Genomic DNA, 20,376 nt, shown 5'->3' on the forward strand with positions numbered 1-20,376 from the left:
GAAAGCCCTCCTTAGGCGTTGATTGTGGAAATGCAAAGGGTTGTTTCTTCCAAAACATCCAAGAGTACTCTTACGGTATCCAAGGCTGTGAACATGGTAACGTTATTTTCTACAGCGCACTGACGAATTTCTTGTCCATCATTCATACCTTCTTCGGAATTCACATCTCTAGTATTTATGACATAGCTGACATAGCCGGAGCGGATGGAGTCGAAGATTTCTTCACTGCCTTCGCTTACCTTTTTCTTGATACGGGTACGGATGCCATGCTCCTTCAGAAATTCTGCTGTGCCTGCTGTTGCTTCAATATTAAAGCCCAGCTCGTAGAAGCGGCGGATGAGAGGAAGAGCTTCTTCCTTATCCTTATCAGCAATGGTAGCCAAAACGGTGCCGTAGTTCAGGATATTCATGCCTGATGCTTGCAGGGCTTTATATAGGGCTCTGTTCAGCTTATTATCATAACCAATTGCCTCTCCTGTGGACTTCATTTCTGGGGAGAGGTAGGTATCCATGCCTCTGAGCTTTGCAAAGGAGAAAGCGGGAACCTTTACGTACCATCTAGGGCTTTCGTCAGGGTAGATGCCGAAGATGCCTTGTTCCTTTAAAGTTTTGCCCAAGATTACCAGTGTTGCAATGTCAGCAAGGGAGTAGCCTGTTGCTTTGGATAGGAAGGGTACCGTTCTGGAGGATCTGGGGTTTACCTCAATTACGAATACGTTATCGTTGCTGTCTACAATGAATTGAATATTGAATAAACCTTGAATGCCTATTCCCAGACCTAATTTTTTTGTGTATTCTAAAATTTTGCCTTTTGCTTTTTGAGATACACTAAAGGTTGGATAAACACTAATTGAGTCACCTGAGTGAACCCCTGTGCGCTCTACATGTTCCATAATGCCGGGTACGAACACATCAAATCCGTCGCACACTGCGTCAACCTCCAATTCCTTACCTTGGATATACTTATCAACCAGTACAGGCTGATCCTCATTAATTTGCACTGCTGTTTTCAAGTAGGTGCGAAGAGAACTTTCGCTAGAAACAATTTGCATTGCCCGTCCACCTAAAACGTAGCTGGGGCGAACCAAAACGGGATAGCCGATTTCATTGGCTGTCGTTACGCCATCTTCGATATTGGTGACTGCTCTCCCTTTTGGCTGGGGGATATCCAAGGCCTTTAAAATATGTTCAAAGGCATCTCTGTTTTCTGCCCGCTCGATGGCGTCTACATCGGTACCTATGATTTTTACACCACGCTCCATGAGAGGTTGGGCAAGATTGATAGCTGTCTGACCTCCGAGTGAGGCGATAATACCCATAGGGTTTTCTAATTCAACGATATTCATAACATCTTCTACGGTTAGGGGCTCAAAGTATAATTTATCGCTGGTAGTATAATCAGTAGAGACTGTTTCCGGATTGTTGTTTATGATGATGGATTCATAACCGAATTCTTTTATCGTTGTTACTGCGTGTACGGTTGAATAGTCAAATTCTACGCCTTGACCGATGCGGATTGGCCCTGAGCCAAGAACGATGATTTTTTTCTTATCGCTGATAATGGAATCGTTTTTTTCCTCATAAGTTGAATAGAAGTAAGGAATATATCCACCGGTTCCACTGGTTTCAATCATTTTATAAACAGGGAACAGGTTCATCTCTTTACGCAGATTAAAAATTTCTATTTCCTTTTGATTCCAAAGCTTTGCAATGATGTTATCGGAAAAGCCCATTTTTTTAGCTATGGTCAGGTGTTTTTTATCACCTATATTTTCCGCTAGTATTTTTTCATAGTCTACAATGTTTTTCATTACCTCTAAGAAATATTTTGTAATCATAGTGGCGTTGAAAATTTCATCTAAGCTCACTCCATTGCGGATTAACTGGGCGATGGCATAGATTCTGTCATCGGGGCTTTGCGTAATATAGGCAAGGAGTTCCTCGTTGCTTACGGTATCAAACTTTGGCATATATAGATGAGATGCGCCGATTTCTAAGGATCGGATGGATTTTAATAGACACTCCTCAATGGTGCGACCGATGCCCATAACCTCGCCGGTTGCTTTCATTTGTGTGCTCAGCTTATTTGTTGCGGTAGCGAATTTATCAAAGGCAAAGCGTGGGAATTTTGCAACAATATAATCCAAGGCCGGTTCATAGTTTGCATTGGTATTTGCGATTTTGATTTCTTCCAAAGTCATGCCTACGGCTATTTTTGCTGTTACTCTGGCGATGGGGTAGCCGCTTGCTTTGGATGCCAAGGCAGAGGAGCGAGACACACGAGGGTTTACCTCAATTAAATAGTATTTAGAGGAGTCGGGGTCTAAAGCAAACTGTACATTACAGCCACCCTCTATTTTTAATGCACGAATGATTTTTAAAGCGCTATCCCTCAGCATACTAAAGTCTTGATCATTCAGGGTTAGAATTGGTGCCACCACAATGGAATCCCCTGTATGTACACCCACAGGGTCTACGTTTTCCATGCCACAGATGGTTATTGCACGGTCTGTCTTATCTCTCATTACTTCAAATTCAATTTCCTTATAGCCCTTTACGCTTTTTTCCACCAGAACCTGATGAGTGGGAGAAAGGGAGAGCGCATTTTTCATCATTTCACGAAGTTCTGTTTCATTTTCGGCAAAGCCGCCGCCGGTACCACCGAGGGTAAAGGCAGGACGAAGCACAACAGGATAACCGATTTTTGTCGCCGCCAGAACTGCTTCCTCTATTGAATAGGTGATAATTGAGGGAATAACGGGCTCTCCAATCTCTTGACAAAGCTCTTTAAAGAGTTCTCTATCCTCTGCTTTTTCAATGCTTTCACAGCTTGTGCCCAAAAGCTCTACTTGACACTCTCTTAAGATACCCTTTTTCTCCAGTTGAATCGCCAGATTTAAGCCTGTTTGTCCGCCGATTCCCGGAACGATAGCATCGGGGCGCTCATAGCGAAGGATTTTTGCAATGTATTCCAAGGTCAACGGTTCCATATAAACCTTATCTGCGATGGTAGTATCGGTCATTATGGTGGCGGGATTGGAATTGACCAAAACCACCTCATAGCCCTCTTCTTTTAAAGCTAGACAAGCCTGTGTTCCGGCATAGTCGAATTCTGCTGCTTGTCCGATTACAATGGGGCCGGAGCCGATGATAAGGATTTTTTTAAGATCAGTTCTTTTAGGCATTTTAGTTCCTCCTTGAAATAGATGGATAGGTGTCTTTCTTGTACAATTATTTTATATAAACCTTAGTGTGCTTCAAAACTTAACCTTTGTATAAATAATCAATATGTAAATCAATTATCTTACAGATAATAGGCAAGATGAATGTATAGCTGTCCAAGGTTATTATCTTCGTTGATATGCAATTTTTCCCCCACAGAGGGTCAACTCACACTGACCGAATACTTCTTTTCCTGCAAAGGGTGTACTTCGACCTTTAGAGAGGAACTCTGACGGGTTTATTCTATACTGTTTGTTTAAATCAAATACAGTAAGGTCTGCGGGTTGTCCTTCTTCTAAGGGTGTGCCGATGTCAAAGCGCTCTCTCGGATTAATATGGAGTAATTCTACGAGTTTCTCTAAAGTCAGGATTTTTGTTTGCACCAATTCTGTATACAAAACAGGAAAGGCAGTTTCCAGACCAACAATGCCCATCATGCTTCCTACTAAACCTTTTGATTTTTCTTCTGGGGAGTGGGGGGCATGGTCGGTGGCAATCATATCGATGGTGCCATCCAAAATCCCTTCGATTAACGCTTGTCTGTCTGCCTCACTTCGTATGGGAGGGTTCATTTTAAAACGACCATCCTCTTCCAGCATACTATCATTCATAACTAAGTAGTGAGGTGCTGTTTCGCAGGTAACATCAATACCACAAGCTTTTGCTTTTCGAATGAGAGCCACGGATTCCTTTGTGGAGATATGGCAGACATGATATTTACAGCCAGTTTCTTTGACCAAGGCCAGATCCCGTTCAATTTGCTTCCATTCACTTGCAGAGCAAATACCTTTATGCCCATGAAGTGCGGCATATTCCCCATCGTGTATATAGCCACCATGAAGCAGAGTATTATCTTCACAGTGGGCCGCGATGATTTTTCCGTATTTACTGATTTTTCTCATGGCAGAGCCCATGAATTCGTCATTTTGCACACCCCGGCCGTCATCACTAAAACCGCAAACATATTCTGCTATTTCGTCATATGCGGCAAATTCTTCACCTTTTTCCCCTACAGAAATGGTGCCGTAGGGATGAACATGAATACAGGCATTTTTTTGAATGCTTTCCAGTTGAGGTGCAAGATATTCTTTTGAGTCCGGTGTGGGCGACAGGTTTGGCATTGCACAGACGGTGGTATAACCCCCATGAGCGGCGGCTTTCGTCCCTGTTTCTATGGTTTCTTTATAAAAAAATCCCGGTTCTCTTAGATGTACGTGAACATCAATAAAACCGGGAAACACAAAACGACCTTCCAATTCAAAAAGAATAGTATCTGAAGAATAGGAAGGTTTCGTTGTGGAAATTTTAGAAATAAGACCATCTGCAATAAATATGTTGGAATTGACAAATCTGTCTCGAACAAATACATTAACATTCGGTAAAATGTAGTTCAATTGCTCCAGCTCCTTTCCATTTGGTCGTTTAGGGTAAGTATTTCTTTACAAATTGTCAGTAGTATAGCATATGGTTTTTAATGTGTCAAGAATATATTTTAAGGTTTTTTAAATTGCTTGAATTGACAGAAACGGTTTTTTTGTGTAGACTTAGTTTGTCAATTTAAGGGGCTTTTTATAACTGACGGATCAGTGGGAAACCACAAGGGAGTAGAAAGCTTGAAGTGAGCAGTTCGGAAATATTCAGCGTTTTTTGTGACGCACCTGATTCGCAATGTAAAGTCAGGGGATTGATACTGCTTTTGTCGACCGTCTGGGCAGTCCTGTTTCTGACTAAAGGAATAGGAATGCCCTTTTTTTGTTCAAATCATTAAATTATATAACCATTAGGAGGTTATCCATGAAAAAAGTAGCGATTCTTATGGGCAGTGACAGTGATTTTCCTGTTGTGGAAAAAGCTTTAACAACCTTGGACAAGTATGGTGTGCCCTTTGAGGTTCACGTGTATTCTGCCCACAGAACACCCGAAGAAGCAAGAGCTTTTGCAATGAATGCAAGAGAGAATGGTTTTGGCGCAATCATTGCGGCAGCGGGGAAGGCGGCTCATTTGGCAGGAGCTATGGCGGCGAACACCACCTTACCTGTAATTGGTATTCCCATCAAATCTTCCACATTGGATGGCTTGGATGCACTCCTTTCTACAGTTCAGATGCCCGGGGGCATGCCTGTGGCAACAGTAGCCATTGATGGGGCAGAAAATGCGGCATTATTGGCAATTCAGATTTTGGCGGTAACAGACCAAGAATTGGCTGAGAAACTTCACATGGCAAGAGCAGATAATGCAAAACAAGTATTAGAAAAAGACCGTTTGATAGCGGAAAAATATAATAAATAAATATGAGATTCAACCATGTCTAAATGGGAAAATCTTAATAGATTTGCCAACAAGGGCGTGTGCAAACCTGATTTTCTCAGTGAAATTACGTGGTGCATTCTATCATGGCAGAAAAGAAAAAAGTAACGATACTTATAAATATAAATGCTCATTAACCCAACAAGCCGAAAGGCGAAAAGATGATTCTTTAGGAGGAATTCAGTATCATGGAAAAGACAATTCAGATGTATGAAGGCAAGGCAAAAAAGGTGTATGCAACCAACGATGAAAATTACTGCATCGTATCCTACAAGGATGATGCAACTGCGTTCAATGGTCTGAAAAAGGGCACTATTCTTGGGAAAGGTGCCATCAACAACCGTGTAACAAATCACCTCATGAAGCTTTTAGAAAAAAATGGGATTCCTACACATTTTGTGGAAGAGCTTTCCGATAGAGAAACTGTAGTAAAGAAAGTAACAATTGTACCTTTAGAAGTAATCGTAAGAAATATTGCTGCAGGCTCTTTGGCGAAGCGTCTTGGCTTGGCAGAAGGCACAAAAATGAAGCGTACAGTTCTGGAGTATTGTTATAAAGATGATGAATTGGGCGATCCTATGATTAATGAATATCATATTTTAGCCATGGAATTTGCAACAAAAGAAGAAGTTGACCTAATTGCAAAATACTCTTTCAAGATTAATGAAATTTTGAGCAATTATTTGAAAGATGCAAACATAGAACTGATAGATTTTAAATTGGAATTTGGTAAGACTGCAGATGGACAAATTGTATTGGCGGATGAAATTTCCCCCGATACTTGCCGTTTCTGGGATACTGTAACAGGAGAGAAGCTTGATAAAGACAGATTCCGCCGTGACTTAGGCAATGTTGAGGATGCTTATCAGGAAGTATTAAAGCGTTTAATGGGTGAATAATCCGGTTACAGTACAGAGTGAATAGACGAGGTGCTAACATGTGTATGAATGAAATTCATGAGGAATGTGGTGTATTCGGTGTTTTTGGAAAAGAAACCGCCACAGTTGCGGCAACAACCTATTATGGACTGTTTGCTTTACAGCATAGAGGGCAAGAAAGTTGCGGCATTGTTGTAAATGACGACGGTATTTTTCGTTTTCATAAGGATCCGGGTTTGGTAAACGACGTTTTTACCCCTCAGGTGATGGCTTCTTTGGGGGAAGGCAACATGGCGATTGGACATGTACGTTATGGCACAACAGGGGTGAATGACCGTACCAATGCACAGCCTATCGTTGTCAACCACATCAAAGGCAAGCTTGCTTTGGCCCATAACGGTAATTTGGTAAATTCTTTTGAACTCAGACAGGAATTAGAATTGCAAGGTTCCATTTTTCACACAACAAGTGATACAGAAGTTATTTCGTATATGATTACAAAGGAACGTTTGAATGCACCCTCTATTGAGGAGGCAGTAAACCGTGCCATGAACCGAATCAAAGGTGCTTATTCTTTAGTGATTATGTCTGCATCCAAAATGGTTGCGGCAAGGGATGAAAATGGATTCAGACCTTTATGCTATGGGATTACAGAGGATGGCAGCTACATCGTTGCTTCTGAAAGCTGTGCGCTGGATGCCGTTGGTGCGAAATTTATTCGAGATATTCGTCCCGGGGAAATTGTAGTTTTTGACCATGAAGGAATACGCAACATTACAGACCACTGCGAAAAAGTAAAGCCCACCATCTGTATTTTTGAATATATTTATTTTTCCAGACCTGATTCCCGTGTGGAAGGCAGAAGTGTACACGATGCGAGGGTGAAAGCAGGGGCTTGCCTTGCCATGGAGCACCCTGTACAGGCGGATGTTGTAATTGGCGTTCCCGATTCAGGGTTAGACGCGGCCATTGGCTATGCTAGACAGTCCGGCATTCCTTACGGCATTGGTTTTATAAAAAACAAGTACATCGGGCGTACCTTTATTTCTCCCGGACAAAAGGTTCGTGAGGATAAAGTGAAAATTAAGTTAAACGTAATCGCAGAAACTGTAAAAGGCAAAAGAGTGGTTATGGTGGATGACTCAATTGTAAGAGGGACGACTTCGGCACGCATTGTAAAGCTTCTCAGGGATGCGGGAGCAGCAGAGGTGCATATGCGTTCTTCCGCTCCTCCCTTTTTGTACCCTTGCTTTTATGGAACGGATGTGGATTCTCAGGAGAACTTGATTGCCTGCAACCATACCATTGAGGAAATTAGAGATATTATTGGCGTAGACAGCTTAGGATATTTAAGCCTAGACCACTTAAGCATGCTGATTGGCACCCCAAATGGGGAGGGCTACTGTGCATCTTGCTTTGACGGAAAATATCCAACGGAAACACCGGTAGAGGCAGATAAAAACAGATTTGAATATAAGCTCAGCGAGAGGAGAAAAAAACAAGATGAAGAGTCACAGTGAGAGCTATAAGGCAGCAGGTGTGGACATTGTTGCAGGATACCAAGCAGTTGAGCTGATGAAGCAGCATATTGCAAAAACAATGACAGCAGGAGTTATGTCTGATATTGGAGGCTTTGGCGGCCTATTTGAATTAGATATGACGGGAATTACAAAGCCTGTTTTGGTAAGCGGTACAGACGGCGTGGGCACAAAGCTGAAATTGGCATTTTTGATGGACAAGCATGACACCGTTGGCATTGACTGTGTTGCGATGTGCGTAAATGATATTATTTGTGTTGGAGCGAAGCCTTTATTTTTCTTGGATTATATTGCTGTTGGCAAGAACTTCCCTGAGAAAATTGCGTCTATTGTTTCAGGCGTTGCAGAAGGTTGTGTTCAATCCGGTGCGGCATTAATTGGTGGAGAAACAGCAGAAATGCCCGGTTTTTATCCAGAGGATGAATATGATTTGGCTGGTTTCTCCGTTGGCGTTGTAGATAAAGCAAAGATTCTGAATAATAAAACTATAACTGAAGGGGATGTACTGATTGCATTGCCCTCCAGCGGTGTGCATTCCAATGGTTTTTCCTTGGTACGCCGTGTGTTTGATGTGGAAAATACAGATATGAAGGCGCCTGTTGCGGAATTGGGTGGCAAATCCTTAGGGGAAACCTTACTAACACCTACAAAAATTTATGTGAAGCCCATGCTTGCTTTGTTTGAAGAGGTAACGGTTAAGGCAGTTTCTCATATCACAGGCGGTGGTTTTTACGAAAACATTCCCAGAAGCATTCCCAAGGGTTTTGGCGCGAAGATAGATAGAAATGCATTACGTATCCTGCCTATTTTCGATTTGCTTGCAAAAACAGGCAATATACCTGAAAGAGATATGTTTAACACCTTTAACATGGGTGTGGGCATGAGTGTGGTTGTGGCAAAAGAGGATGCAGAAAAAGCATTGGAGATTCTTAAGGCAAATGGCGAGGACGCATATATTATGGGTGAAATTGTGGTTGCCGAGGAAGGTGTCGTAATATGCTAAAAACAAAAATTGCAGTTTTTGTTTCCGGCGGCGGCACGAATTTACAGGCACTGATTGATGCTGAAAAAAGAGGAGAAATACTCAGCGGTGAAATTGCTTTGGTTTTGGCTAGCAACGACAGTGCTTATGCTTTAACCAGAGCCGCAGAAAACGGCATCAAAAGTGTAGTAATCAAAAGAAAAGAATTTTCCTCTCAAGAAGCGTATGAAGAGGAAATGAAAAAAGTTTTGGATGAGAACGGAATTAAAATGATTGTTTTGGCAGGGTTTATGTCTTTACTCAGCGAGAAATTTACTGCCCTTTATCCAAAGAGAATTGTGAATATTCATCCGTCTTTGATTCCTTCCTTTTGTGGCAAAGGGTTTTATGGCTTGCATGTGCATGAAGCTGCCCTTAGCTACGGTGTGAAGGTGACAGGGGCTACGGTGCATTATGTGAATGAGATTCCTGATGGAGGGGAAATCATTCTACAAAAGGCTGTGGAGATTTTGGAGGGTGACACCCCAGAGGTATTGCAAAAAAGAGTCATGGAAGAAGCGGAGTGGGTGCTTTTGCCCAAAGCTGTGGAAATGGTAGCCTGTAAATTACAGAAAGGAAACTGATATGGACATCTATAAGATCAACCCCATGAAGGATTTGGTGAAGGAAAACCCTTACGTTGGCAGAGGGATTGTAATTGGAAAAACAGCCGATGGAAGCAAGGCGGCAATTGCATACTTTATTATGGGTCGCAGTGAAAACAGCCGTAATCGTGTGTTTATTGAAAATGGTGAAGAAGTGATAATCAAGCCTTTTGATGAATCCAAGGTGGAAGACCCTTCTTTAATTATTTATTCTCCTATTAAAAAACTGGATAATAAATTGATTGTAACAAACGGTGACCAGACCGATACCATTTATGAATTTATGCAAGGGGGAAAAACCTTCGAGGAAGGTTTGGAGACCAGAGAATTTGAGCCGGATGCTCCCAATTTTACACCTAGAATCAGCGGTATGCTGACTTTTGGGAAAGTGGATTTTTCCTATAAAATGAGTATTCTGAAAAGTGCTGATGCAAAGGGCAGTGCCTGCAATCGATACACCTTTTCGTTCCCCGCTGTAAACGGATTGGGGCATTTTATTCACACCTACGCTTGTGATGGCAATCCTTTGCCTACATTCCAAGGAGAACCGGAGCGTACAGAAATTCCGAATCAGATTGATGATTTTGTGCAAGAGATTTGGGTGAATTTAAATGAAGAAAATAAGATTTCCCTTTATGTAAGATATATTGATTTGAAAACAGGAACCATTGAAAACCGTATGATAAATAAAAACAAATAAGGAGATTCAGATATGGATAGCACAAAAGAAATTTATCTTTCCCCTTTTTCAACCAGATATGCCAGCAAGGAAATGCAGGCTGTTTTTTCTGAAGGCTTTAAGTTTCGCACATGGCGCAAGCTTTGGATTGCTTTAGCGAAGGCAGAGAAAGCCTTGGGCTTAGAAATTACAGATGAGCAAATTGCTGAATTAGAAGCTTTTCAAGATGATATTAATTTTGAGGTTGCCGAAGCAAGAGAAAAAGTTGTACGTCACGACGTTATGAGCCATGTATTTGCTTATGGTCAGCAGTGCCCTAAGGCAGAGCCAATTATCCATTTAGGGGCAACCTCCTGTTACGTTGGTGACAACACAGATGTTATTATCTTAAAAGAAGCATCTCATATTATTTTGAAGAAAGCGGCACAGGTTGTAAAAAATCTCTCTGAATTTGCGGAAAGCTATAAGAACCTTCCTTGCTTGGCTTACACCCATCTACAGCCTGCTCAGCTGACAACTGTAGGCAAAAGAGCCACCCTTTGGATTTATGAATTGTGTCAGGATATTCATGAGTTAGAGCATCGTTTGGAAGAACTGCTTTTATTAGGTTCAAAGGGTACAACAGGTACCCAAGCAAGCTTTATGGAGCTGTTTGAAGGAGACGAAGAGAAAATTAAGAAAATGGAAGAAATGATTGCGGCTGATATGGGCTTCAAGGGCTGTGTACCTGTTTCTGGTCAGACCTATTCCCGTAAGGTGGATGCTTATTTCTTATCTGTTCTCTCTGGTTTTGCCCAAAGTGCTTATAAATTCTCCAACGATATGCGTATTTTGCAGTCTTTTGAGGAAATGGAAGAGCCCTTTGAAAAAAACCAGATTGGTTCCTCTGCAATGCCTTACAAGAGAAACCCAATGAGAAGTGAGAGAATCTCCGCTTTGGCAAGATATGTGATTGTGGACTCCTTAAACCCTGCCTTAACAGCAGGCACTCAGTGGTTTGAAAGAACACTGGATGATTCTGCGAACAAGCGTATTTCCAGTGCAGAAGCCTTTTTGGCAATTGATTCTATTTTGAATATTTATATGAATGTGACAGCCGGCTTGGTTGTTTATGATAAAGTTGTTGAGCGTCGTGTGATGGAGAAACTGCCTTTTATGGCAACAGAAAATATCATGATGAAATCCGTGAAAAAAGGCGGCAACAGACAGGAATTGCACGAATTGCTGCGTACCCACTCCCATGCGGCGGCGGCAAAAGTAAAGCTTGAGGGTGGCAAGAACGATTTGATTGAAAGAATTGCAGAGGACGATGCATTCCCTCTGACGTTGGATGAAATTAAAGCGGAATTAGATCCATCATTATATATCGGCAGAAGTGCTTCCCAGGTGGATGAATTTATCAAAGAGATTGCACAGCCAATCATTACAAAATGGTATGAAGGTGATATTGAAGCGGAGTTAAAGGTTTGACATACAGGAGGCTTTTAAAATGAATGAATTTGAATTAAAGTACGGCTGTAATCCAAATCAGAAACCTGCAAGAATTTATATGGCAGACGGCGGAGAGCTGCCTATCCGCATATTGAGCGGAAAGCCAGGATATATCAATTTTTTGGATGCCTTTAACAGCTGGCAGTTGGTAAAGGAATTAAAAGAAGCTTTGGGTATGCCTGCGGCAACCTCCTTCAAGCACGTAAGCCCCACCTCTGCGGCAGTAGGCACACCTATGAGCGGGGATTTAAAAAAGGCTTGCTTTGTGGATGATATTGAAGGTTTGGACGAATCTCCGATTGCTTTGGCATATGCCAGAGCAAGGGGCACAGACCGTTTATGTTCCTATGGTGATTGGATTGCCTTAAGTGATATTTGTGATGCAGTGACAGCAAATATGATTAAGAGAGAGGTATCCGACGGCATTATTGCACCAGGTTATACAGCAGAAGCTTTAGAAATTTTGAAAGCCAAAAGAAATGGAACCTATAATGTTGTAGAAATTGATGTAGATTTCGTTCCTGAGGAAAAAGAAGTGAAACAGGTTTTTGGAATTACCTTTGAACAAGGGAGAAATAATTTCAAAATTGCCAAAGAGCTTTTAGAAAACATTGTAACAGAAAACAAAGAGCTGACAGATGATGCAAAGAGAGATTTGATTGTTGCTTTAATTACTTTGAAATATACACAGTCCAATTCCGTATGTTTTGCTAAAGACGGACAGGCAATTGGAGTAGGTGCCGGACAGCAGTCTCGTATTCACTGCACCCGTCTGGCTGGAAGTAAAGCAGACATTTGGCATTTGCGCCAATGTGAAAAGGTATTAAACCTACCATTTTTGCCTTCCGTAGCTCGTCCTGCAAGGGACAATGCCATTGATATTTATATTTCTGACGATGCTGAAGATGTGTTGGCAGATGGTGCTTGGGAAAGCATTTTCTCTGAAAAGCCTGAGCCTTTGACAAGAGAAGAAAAGAAGGCGTATCTTTCCACAATTAAGGGTGTGGCTTTGGGCAGTGATGCTTTCTTCCCCTTTGGTGACAATATTGAAAGAGCGGCAAAAAGCGGCGTTTCTTATATTGCAGAGCCCGGTGGTTCCATCCGTGATGATAATGTGATTGAGACCTGCAACAAACATAATATGGTTATGGCATTTACAGGAATGCGTTTGTTCCATCATTAAAAAGGGGGAAGGAATAAAATGAAGGTCATGGTAATTGGCGGTGGCGGGAGAGAGCATGCCATTGTGAAAAAAATCAAAGAAAATTCCAATGTAACTGAACTTTTTGTACTGCCCGGTAATGGTGGAATTGCTCAAGATGCTACTTGCGTTGATATTGGGGTAAAAGAAGTTGAAAAAATTACGGCGTTTGCATTGGAAAATAAAATTGAGTTTGCAGTAGTGGCTCCCGATGATCCTCTTGTATTAGGGGTGGTGGATGCATTAGAGACCATTGGTGTTCCTTGCTTTGGCCCCAACAAAAGAGCGGCTATTTTAGAGGGAAGCAAGGTTTTTTCTAAAAATTTAATGAAAAAATACAACATTCCTACTGCACAGTATGAAGTGTTTGACGATATGGCGAAGGCTTTGGAATATTTAGATACAGCACCCATTCCTACAGTAATTAAGGCGGATGGGTTAGCGTTGGGCAAGGGCGTTGTCATTGCAGAAACAAGAGAAGAGGCAAAGGATGCCGTTCGTTCCATGATGGAGGACAAAATATTCGGCGCCAGCGGTGACCATATCGTGATTGAGGAATTTCTCACAGGTCCCGAAGTTTCTGTGCTTGCCTTTACCGATGGGAAAACCATGATTCCCATGGTTTCCTCTATGGATCACAAAAGAGCATTGGATGGGGATAAGGGTTTGAACACTGGGGGCATGGGAACGATTGCTCCAAATCCTTATTATACAGATGAAATTGCGGCAGAGTGTATGAAAACTATTTTTCTGCCTACTATGGAAGCCATGAATCAAGAGGAGAGAACCTTTAAAGGTTGTCTGTACTTTGGATTGATGTTGACACCAAATGGGCCTAAAACCATAGAATATAACTGCCGTTTTGGTGATCCTGAGACGCAGGTTGTTTTACCATTACTGGAGAGTGACCTTTTGACCATTATGCAGCATATTGCAAAGGGCACTTTAGCAGAGGCTGAAGTGAAATTTAGTGAGAAAGCAGCTTGCTGTGTCATTATGGCCTCTGAAGGTTACCCTGGAAAATATGAAACTGGCTTCCCTATTTTGTTGCCTGAAAACAGCAATCAGATTTATGTAGCAGGAGCAAAAATTAAGGATGGAGTTTTGATTACTGGCGGTGGACGTGTATTAGGCGTAACAGAAGTTGGGGTTACATTAGGCGAAGCCATTGAGAAGGCTTATGAAACGGTAAAAACCGTAAAATTTGAGAATGCATATTATCGCAAGGATATTGGCAAAAAAGCCTTAGCGGCGGAGGTATAAGCATGGTTTACAGAGTTTATGTAGAGAAAAAACTAGGTCTTACAGCAGAGGCAGATGGCTTGCGCCATGATATTGTAAATTTGCTAGGGATTAAAAATTTGACTGACTTACGCCTTTTTAATCGTTACGACGTGGAGCGTATTGAAAAGGATTTATTTGACTATTGCAAAACAACCGTTTTTTCTGAGCCACAGCTTGATTATTTATATGATACATTGCCGAATGAGGATGCAATTATATTTGCTGTGGAATATTTGCCCGGGCAGTTTGACCAAAGAGCCAATTCAGCCGCTGAATGTGTACAGATTATTTCCAAGCAAGAAAGACCTTTGGTTCGTACGGCAAAAGTATACTATTTATATGGTAAGCTGACGGAAGAAGAAATTCAATCCATCAAAAAATATGTGATTAATCCTGTTGAGGCTAGAGAAGCCACTTTAAACACTTTTGAAACCCTTACGATGCAGTATGAAATACCTACAGAGGTAGCAACGGTTGAGGGCTTTTTGCAGTTGGATGAAGACGGTTTAGATGGGTTTGTGAAGCATTTGGGCTTGGCAATGGATTTGGACGACATAAAGGTTTGCCAGGCATATTTTAAGCAAGAAGACAGAAATCCTACGATTACAGAAATCAAGATGATTGATACTTATTGGTCCGATCATTGCCGCCATACAACCTTTTTGACAACCATTGATAAAATCCGCTTTGAGGATAGCTTATTACAGTCTGCCTATGAGGAATACTTGAAAACAAGAGAAGCAATTGGTCGTACGAAACCCATTAATTTGATGGATATGGGCACCATTGTAGCGAAGTTTTTGAAAAAGCAGGGAAAATTGAATAAGCTTGATGAGTCCGAAGAAATTAACGCATGCACAGTGAAAATTGATGTGAATGTAGAAGGTAAAATAGAAAAATGGCTATTGCTATTCAAAAATGAAACCCACAACCATCCCACGGAAATTGAGCCCTTTGGTGGTGCGGCTACCTGTGTTGGCGGTGCAATACGTGACCCATTATCGGGACGTTCTTATGTATATGCGGCAATGCGTGTAACGGGGGCAGGTGACCCTACGGTACCTGTTTCTCAAACCATTCCAGGAAAACTGCCCCAGCGCAAAATTGTAACAACAGCGGCGGCGGGATATAGCTCCTACGGGAATCAGATTGGCCTTGCAACGGGACAGGTTGACGAAATTTATCATCCCGGTTATGTGGCAAAGAGAATGGAAATAGGCGCAGTGATTGGTGCTGCACCTGCAGAGAATGTGCGAAGAGAAGAGCCAAAGGATGGTGACATTATCATTCTTTTAGGTGGACGTACCGGGCGTGACGGTTGCGGTGGTGCAACGGGCTCCTCAAAATCTCACACTGTAGAATCCTTAGAAAGCTGTGGTGCAGAGGTTCAAAAGGGAAACGCACCTGAAGAAAGAAAGTTACAGCGTTTGTTCCGTAATGCAGAAGCGGCGAAACTAATCAAGCGTTGCAATGATTTTGGTGCAGGTGGTGTATCTGTTGCTATTGGTGAGTTGGCACCCGGTTTGGTGATTGACTTAAATGCAGTTCCCAAAAAGTATGATGGACTTGATGGTACAGAATTGGCAATCAGCGAATCACAAGAAAGAATGGCAGTGGTGGTTGCGGCAGAAGATGTAGAGAGATTTAAGGAATTGGCGTATGGCGAAAACCTAGAAGCCACTGTGGTTGCTGAGGTAAAGGCAGAGCCGCGATTGATTATGCATTGGAATGGCAAGGATATTGTTAATATTTCCCGGGAATTTTTGGATTCCAATGGTGCAGAAAAGCACATTACTATTGCTCCTGCGGCACCCAAAGATATTATAAAGAAAATACCTGCAAGCTTTAAAGAAGGATTTTCGGAGATAGCAGAGGATTTGAATGTTTGCTCCAAGAGGGGGTTGTCTGAACGCTTTGACTCCACCATTGGTGGGGGGACTGTATTGATGCCTTTTGGCGGGAAAACTCAAAGAACACCTATCCAAGCAATGGTAAACAAGGTTTCGGTTGAGAAAAAAGATACGACTACCTGCTCCCTAATGGCTTGGGGTTATAATCCCTTTATAGCTGAAGCAAGCCCTTACCACAGTGCGTATTTAGCTGTAGTGGAATCAGTGGCGAAGCTAGTGGCAACAGGTGCAAAATTTGAGGATGTTTATTTGTCCTTTCAAGAATATTTTGAAAAACCAATGAAAGATGAAAAACGTTGGGGCAAGCCTCTGGCGGCGTTATTGGGAGCGTTTATGGCGCAAAAAGGTCTGGAAATTGCTGCTATTGGTGGGAAAGATTCTATGAGTGGTAGTTTTGAGCACATTGACGTGCCACCTACATTAGTTTCCTTTGCGGTAACCACAGAGGAGATTGGTAATATAATTTCTCCTGAATTTAAAGGTTCGGGGCATAAGGTTGTTTTGATACTGCCTGAATATGATGAATATGGGTTGCCAACTGCAAACAGCTTAAAGGCTAATTTTGAGTTCGTTCATAAATTAATGAAAGATGGCAAGGTTCTTAGTGCATATACCCCAACCTACGGGGGTATTGCTGAGGCAATTTTGAAAATGGCTATGGGCAATGAACTTGGATTTTCCTTTGCTAATGATAGTTCATTAGAAACGGTATTCGGTTATCAATATGGTGGTTTTATCTTAGAATTGTCCGATGATGTTGAAGCTGGTATTCCTCTTGGTGTAACAACAGAGAAACAAGCTATTGTTTTTGGCAAAGATGAGATTTCTATGAAAGCTTTAATGGATATTTATGAAGGAAAGCTTGAAAAGGTTTATCCCTGCAATATCGTAACTAAAGCTGAGAAAATACCTACCTTTACCTATCATATAGAGAAGAAATTTCAGGGAAATACGTCTTTTGCAAAGCCTAAAGTGCTGATACCTGTCTTCCCTGGAACGAACTGCGAATATGATTCTGCAAAGGCAGTGGAACGAGCAGGTGGAAATGCAGAGGTTTTCGTCATCAATAACCTTTCTGCAGTGGGTATTTCTGATTCCATCCAGAGATTTGCAAAGGAAGTGAAGAAATCCCAGATGATTTTTATTCCCGGTGGATTTTCCGGTGGAGATGAACCGGATGGTTCCGGTAAATTTATTACTGCTTTCTTCCGTAATCCTGAAATTAAAGAAGTTGTAACACAACTTTTGGAGGAAAAAGATGGATTAATGTGTGGTATTTGTAATGGGTTCCAAGCATTAATTAAACTAGGCTTGGTGCCATATGGTAAAATAATGGATACGGACGAAACATGCCCCACACTCTCCTATAACACCATTGGGCGTCACCAATCAAAACTGGTTCGAACCAGAGTTGCTTCAAACAACTCTCCTTGGTTAATGAATGTGGAGCCGGGAGAGGTATTTACAGTTCCCATTTCCCATGGAGAGGGTAGGCTATTGGCGGATGAAGCATTGGTGAAAGAATTAGCAAACAATGGTCAGATCCTTACCCAGTATGTGGATAATAGTGGGAATGCAACAAATGAAATTCAATTTAATCCCAATGGCTCAATTTATGGGATTGAAGGGTTGATTTCTCCTGATGGTCGAATTATCGGCAAGATGGGGCACTCGGAACGTATAGGTTGTAACTTGTATCAGAACGTACAAGGGAAATATGATATGAAGTTATTTGAATCAGCAGTGAAATATTATAAATAATTTATTGACAATCTATAAAAATATCCTGATAATATAAGCATATCAGGATATTTTTTTTATGCCAAATTGCAAAAAAAGGAGGCCTTATCTAAGAGAAATTACTGGTGTATATATTGAACAACAAAACATTTTTTGTATGTATTTTTTAGTTGTTGTAGTGGAATACTTACAAATACTATTATTTTTTTATGCGAAACATGGACTTTTTTGATGAAATTGCACAAGAAATTCAATGTGTATGGGCATCTATACAAATTTTTGTTTAAATGTTTGTACAAAACGGAAATTGCTTTTTATTGAGTTGTATGATAACTTATAGTACAAGTAATACATGGTGTACGACAGGTATTAGAACTATACAGGATCAACAACGAATAGAGCCTCCGAAAGAATGCTCCAAATAAATTTTTTACTACTTTTTGTATTGAAAAGGGGCCATGCAAGAGCAGATTAGGGGAGAAAATCATGGATTACTATAAAGGCAGATTGTCACTGAGTGACGAGGTTTATAATCAAATTTTAGAACAGATTACCAGCGGAGAGTGGAAAGTAGGAGATAAACTTCCTTCTGAAAGCAAGCTTTGCAGTATGTTTGGCGTGAGCAGAACCAGTGTTAGGGCTGCATTACAAAATTTGCAGGGCAGTGGCATTGTGGTTACCATGCAGGGTGTAGGTTCCTTTGTACATAGAAATCCCGAGCAGGGAATTACGAATGAGGAGCCGCCAGAGACCTTGAAATCTTCGGATATTTCAAGTGAAGAATTTAAAGAATTTTTCGAATTTAGACAAGCCATCGAGTTTAAGGCAATTGAATTCTTTGTGAGAAGAGCCACAAAGGAAGACGAAGATGTTTTAAAGGACTTGGTGGAAAAGATGCAGGAAGCTGCAAAAATCGATGATAGAGCTGCTTTTACAAAGTATGACTTAGAGTTTCATATGGCGATTATTGAAGGGGCAAAAAATATTTTTCTTTATAATTCCATGCTAAATTATAAAGATATTTTTTCTCACTATATGGAAGAGATCACTCGATTGACTGATAAGCCGTTAACCGTATTAGCAGAAGAGCACGTGGAGCTTTACACATATTTGATTGAAAAGAAACCAAAATGGGCGAAAGATTACTTGTTCTGTGATAACACTTATTATCATGTTGCATACTTTAACGGTCGTTAATTTCTAAAGATAGGATATTTACGCTTCGATAAAAAGGGAGCTGAAAGGCAGTTTGCCGAAGTAGGGGACTTTTTATAAATTGTGTATGTACCAATGGATATATACGCGAAAGAATTGCGTAGTAACGCAAAAAAACAAAAGAAAAGAGCTATGCCGGCTGCTTTGGAAGGGGTAGCGAGCAAGTAGCAAAAAAGACATGTTGGAAAAGAGTCCAAATTAACGAGGAGGGTAAATGAAATGAAAAAAAGATTATTGGCTGGTATTATGTGTGCTGTAATGGCTTTGGGCGTTGCAGGGTGTGGCGGCGGAAGCAAAAGCAGCGATGGTAACAGCGGCGGTGAAGTAAAAGCAATTAACCTGAAAATGGCAGTAACACCTTCTGAAACAAGTGTATGGATGGTAGCAGCAAACGAGTTTAAGAAATTAATTGAGGAACGCACAGAAGGCAGATATACGGTAACTATTTACGGAAATGAGCAGCTTGCAGCTGGCGATCAGACAAAGGGTGTTGAAATGTTATTCAACGGCACAACAGACGTTGACCTTCACTCTTCCATGATTATTTCTAACGTAGTACCTGAATTATCTGTAATCAGTATGCCTTGGATTTTCCCAAATGGCTATGACAGCGTTGATGAGTACATTTTCAACGAGGGTTCTACTGGTTCCGAATTTATTAAGAAAGCAGTTGAAGCAAAGGGTGCTCATGTAGTTGGTATCGGCGAAAATGGTTTCCGTCAGATTACAAACAACAAGCGTCCTATCACTTCAGCAGCTGATATGTCTATGCTGAAGGTTAGAGTACCTGCAATTTCTTTGTTGGTAGACGTATTTAAGACATTGGGTGCCGACCCAACACAGATGCCTTTCGGTGAAGTATTTACAGCTTTACAGCAGGGTGCAATTGATGGTCAGGAAAATCCTTATGACACAATCAGATCTGCAAAAATTCAGGAAGTTCAGAAATATATGACAATTTGGAATTACTGCTACGATCCAATTATTTTAAGTGTTAGTGGTAATATCTGGAATAAATTGAGCGATGAAGATAAGGCTATCTTTGACGCAGCTGGTAAAGAAGCATGTGCAACTCAGGTGGCAGCTTCCAGAAATATGGATGCTGAGATCATTGAACAGTTCAAGGCTACTGGTGTAGAAGTTAACGAATTGTCTCCTGAAGCAATTGCAGAAATGAAGACAGTTGTTGCTCCTGTTTATGACAATTACATAAAAGAGTTTGGTGCAGAAGCTTTTGCAGCTTTTGGCTACAAATAAGATAATTAAGAGTGTCGAGAGGGCAGGT

At 41.3% G+C, this 20,376-nt stretch carries 14 protein-coding genes and 1 riboswitch; of the genes, 12 read left to right on the forward strand and 2 right to left on the reverse strand.

All coding sequences use genetic code 11. The annotated features are described in order from the left end of the window. Window positions 1–11: 11 nt before the first annotated feature. On the reverse strand, window positions 12–3,185 hold the full coding sequence (gene carB, locus NE558_RS10520; RefSeq protein ID WP_256150019.1) for a carbamoyl-phosphate synthase large subunit: 3,174 nt from the start codon (window positions 3,183–3,185) through the stop codon (window positions 12–14). A gap of 162 nt (window positions 3,186–3,347) precedes the next feature. Beyond that, complete coding sequence (locus NE558_RS10525) at window positions 3,348–4,616, reverse strand: dihydroorotase (protein ID WP_256150020.1); 1,269 nt, start codon at window positions 4,614–4,616, stop codon at window positions 3,348–3,350. A gap of 167 nt (window positions 4,617–4,783) precedes the next feature. Beyond that, a riboswitch (ZMP/ZTP riboswitch) is annotated at window positions 4,784–4,942 on the forward strand. 74 nt (window positions 4,943–5,016) lie between these two features. Between NE558_RS10525 and purE the strand changes: the two genes are divergently transcribed. The 12 genes from purE to NE558_RS10585 all read left to right on the forward strand — a co-directional run bounded on the left by purE (window position 5,017) and on the right by NE558_RS10585 (window position 20,348). Next, window positions 5,017–5,511, forward strand: coding sequence for a 5-(carboxyamino)imidazole ribonucleotide mutase (purE, locus tag NE558_RS10530; RefSeq protein ID WP_256150021.1), 495 nt, complete (start codon window positions 5,017–5,019; stop codon window positions 5,509–5,511). Between the two features lie 206 nt (window positions 5,512–5,717). Continuing rightward, window positions 5,718–6,428, forward strand: a complete 711-nt coding sequence (gene purC, locus NE558_RS10535; RefSeq protein ID WP_256150022.1) for a phosphoribosylaminoimidazolesuccinocarboxamide synthase — start codon at window positions 5,718–5,720, stop codon at window positions 6,426–6,428. Window positions 6,429–6,466: 38 nt separating this feature from the next. Beyond that, window positions 6,467–7,927 (forward strand): amidophosphoribosyltransferase, encoded by a 1,461-nt coding sequence (gene purF, locus NE558_RS10540; protein ID WP_330643455.1) that lies wholly within the window; start codon window positions 6,467–6,469, stop codon window positions 7,925–7,927. After that, window positions 7,911–8,948, forward strand: coding sequence for a phosphoribosylformylglycinamidine cyclo-ligase (gene purM, locus NE558_RS10545; protein ID WP_256150023.1), 1,038 nt, complete (start codon window positions 7,911–7,913; stop codon window positions 8,946–8,948). The genes purF and purM overlap by 17 nt, the downstream gene beginning before the upstream one ends. Beyond that, complete coding sequence (gene purN, locus NE558_RS10550; protein WP_256150024.1) at window positions 8,942–9,550, forward strand: phosphoribosylglycinamide formyltransferase; 609 nt, start codon at window positions 8,942–8,944, stop codon at window positions 9,548–9,550. The genes purM and purN overlap by 7 nt, the downstream gene beginning before the upstream one ends. A 1-nt stretch (window position 9,551) precedes the next feature. Further along, complete coding sequence (locus NE558_RS10555; protein WP_256150025.1) at window positions 9,552–10,271, forward strand: IMP cyclohydrolase; 720 nt, start codon at window positions 9,552–9,554, stop codon at window positions 10,269–10,271. Between the two features lie 12 nt (window positions 10,272–10,283). After that, window positions 10,284–11,720, forward strand: a complete 1,437-nt coding sequence (gene purB, locus NE558_RS10560) for an adenylosuccinate lyase (protein ID WP_256150026.1) — start codon at window positions 10,284–10,286, stop codon at window positions 11,718–11,720. Between the two features lie 19 nt (window positions 11,721–11,739). Beyond that, window positions 11,740–12,924, forward strand: coding sequence for a phosphoribosylaminoimidazolecarboxamide formyltransferase (locus NE558_RS10565; protein ID WP_256150028.1), 1,185 nt, complete (start codon window positions 11,740–11,742; stop codon window positions 12,922–12,924). A gap of 18 nt (window positions 12,925–12,942) precedes the next feature. Continuing rightward, window positions 12,943–14,205 (forward strand): phosphoribosylamine--glycine ligase, encoded by a 1,263-nt coding sequence (purD, locus tag NE558_RS10570; protein WP_256150029.1) that lies wholly within the window; start codon window positions 12,943–12,945, stop codon window positions 14,203–14,205. Next, window positions 14,202–17,897, forward strand: a complete 3,696-nt coding sequence (locus NE558_RS10575) for a phosphoribosylformylglycinamidine synthase (protein WP_334303607.1) — start codon at window positions 14,202–14,204, stop codon at window positions 17,895–17,897. Before purD ends, NE558_RS10575 begins: the two co-directional genes overlap by 4 nt. A 465-nt stretch (window positions 17,898–18,362) precedes the next feature. After that, window positions 18,363–19,073 carry a FadR/GntR family transcriptional regulator gene (locus tag NE558_RS10580; protein ID WP_256150032.1) on the forward strand — a complete coding sequence of 237 codons (711 nt, stop codon included), beginning with the start codon at window positions 18,363–18,365 and terminating at the stop codon, window positions 19,071–19,073. Window positions 19,074–19,310: 237 nt separating this feature from the next. After that, window positions 19,311–20,348, forward strand: coding sequence for a DctP family TRAP transporter solute-binding subunit (locus tag NE558_RS10585; protein ID WP_256150033.1), 1,038 nt, complete (start codon window positions 19,311–19,313; stop codon window positions 20,346–20,348). The last annotated feature ends 28 nt before the right edge of the window (window positions 20,349–20,376 follow it).

Origin of the sequence: Anaerotignum propionicum, from assembly GCF_024461735.1 — a bacterium.
Taxonomy (GTDB): domain Bacteria; phylum Bacillota; class Clostridia; order Lachnospirales; family Anaerotignaceae; genus Chakrabartyella.

Excerpts from the sequence above, each read along its gene's own strand:
- carB (WP_256150019.1), bottom strand. The coding sequence starts at position 3,185 with ATGCCTAAAAGAACTGATCTTAAAAAAATCCTTATCATCGGCTCCGGC.
- purE (WP_256150021.1), top strand. The coding sequence starts at position 5,017 with ATGAAAAAAGTAGCGATTCTTATGGGCAGTGACAGTGATTTTCCTGTT.
- purC (WP_256150022.1), top strand. The coding sequence starts at position 5,718 with ATGGAAAAGACAATTCAGATGTATGAAGGCAAGGCAAAAAAGGTGTAT.
- purF (WP_330643455.1), top strand. The coding sequence starts at position 6,467 with ATGTGTATGAATGAAATTCATGAGGAATGTGGTGTATTCGGTGTTTTT.
- purM (WP_256150023.1), top strand. The coding sequence starts at position 7,911 with ATGAAGAGTCACAGTGAGAGCTATAAGGCAGCAGGTGTGGACATTGTT.
- purN (WP_256150024.1), top strand. The coding sequence starts at position 8,942 with ATGCTAAAAACAAAAATTGCAGTTTTTGTTTCCGGCGGCGGCACGAAT.
- NE558_RS10555 (WP_256150025.1), top strand. The coding sequence starts at position 9,552 with ATGGACATCTATAAGATCAACCCCATGAAGGATTTGGTGAAGGAAAAC.
- purB (WP_256150026.1), top strand. The coding sequence starts at position 10,284 with ATGGATAGCACAAAAGAAATTTATCTTTCCCCTTTTTCAACCAGATAT.
- NE558_RS10565 (WP_256150028.1), top strand. The coding sequence starts at position 11,740 with ATGAATGAATTTGAATTAAAGTACGGCTGTAATCCAAATCAGAAACCT.
- purD (WP_256150029.1), top strand. The coding sequence starts at position 12,943 with ATGAAGGTCATGGTAATTGGCGGTGGCGGGAGAGAGCATGCCATTGTG.
- NE558_RS10580 (WP_256150032.1), top strand. The coding sequence starts at position 18,363 with ATGGATTACTATAAAGGCAGATTGTCACTGAGTGACGAGGTTTATAAT.
- NE558_RS10585 (WP_256150033.1), top strand. The coding sequence starts at position 19,311 with ATGAAAAAAAGATTATTGGCTGGTATTATGTGTGCTGTAATGGCTTTG.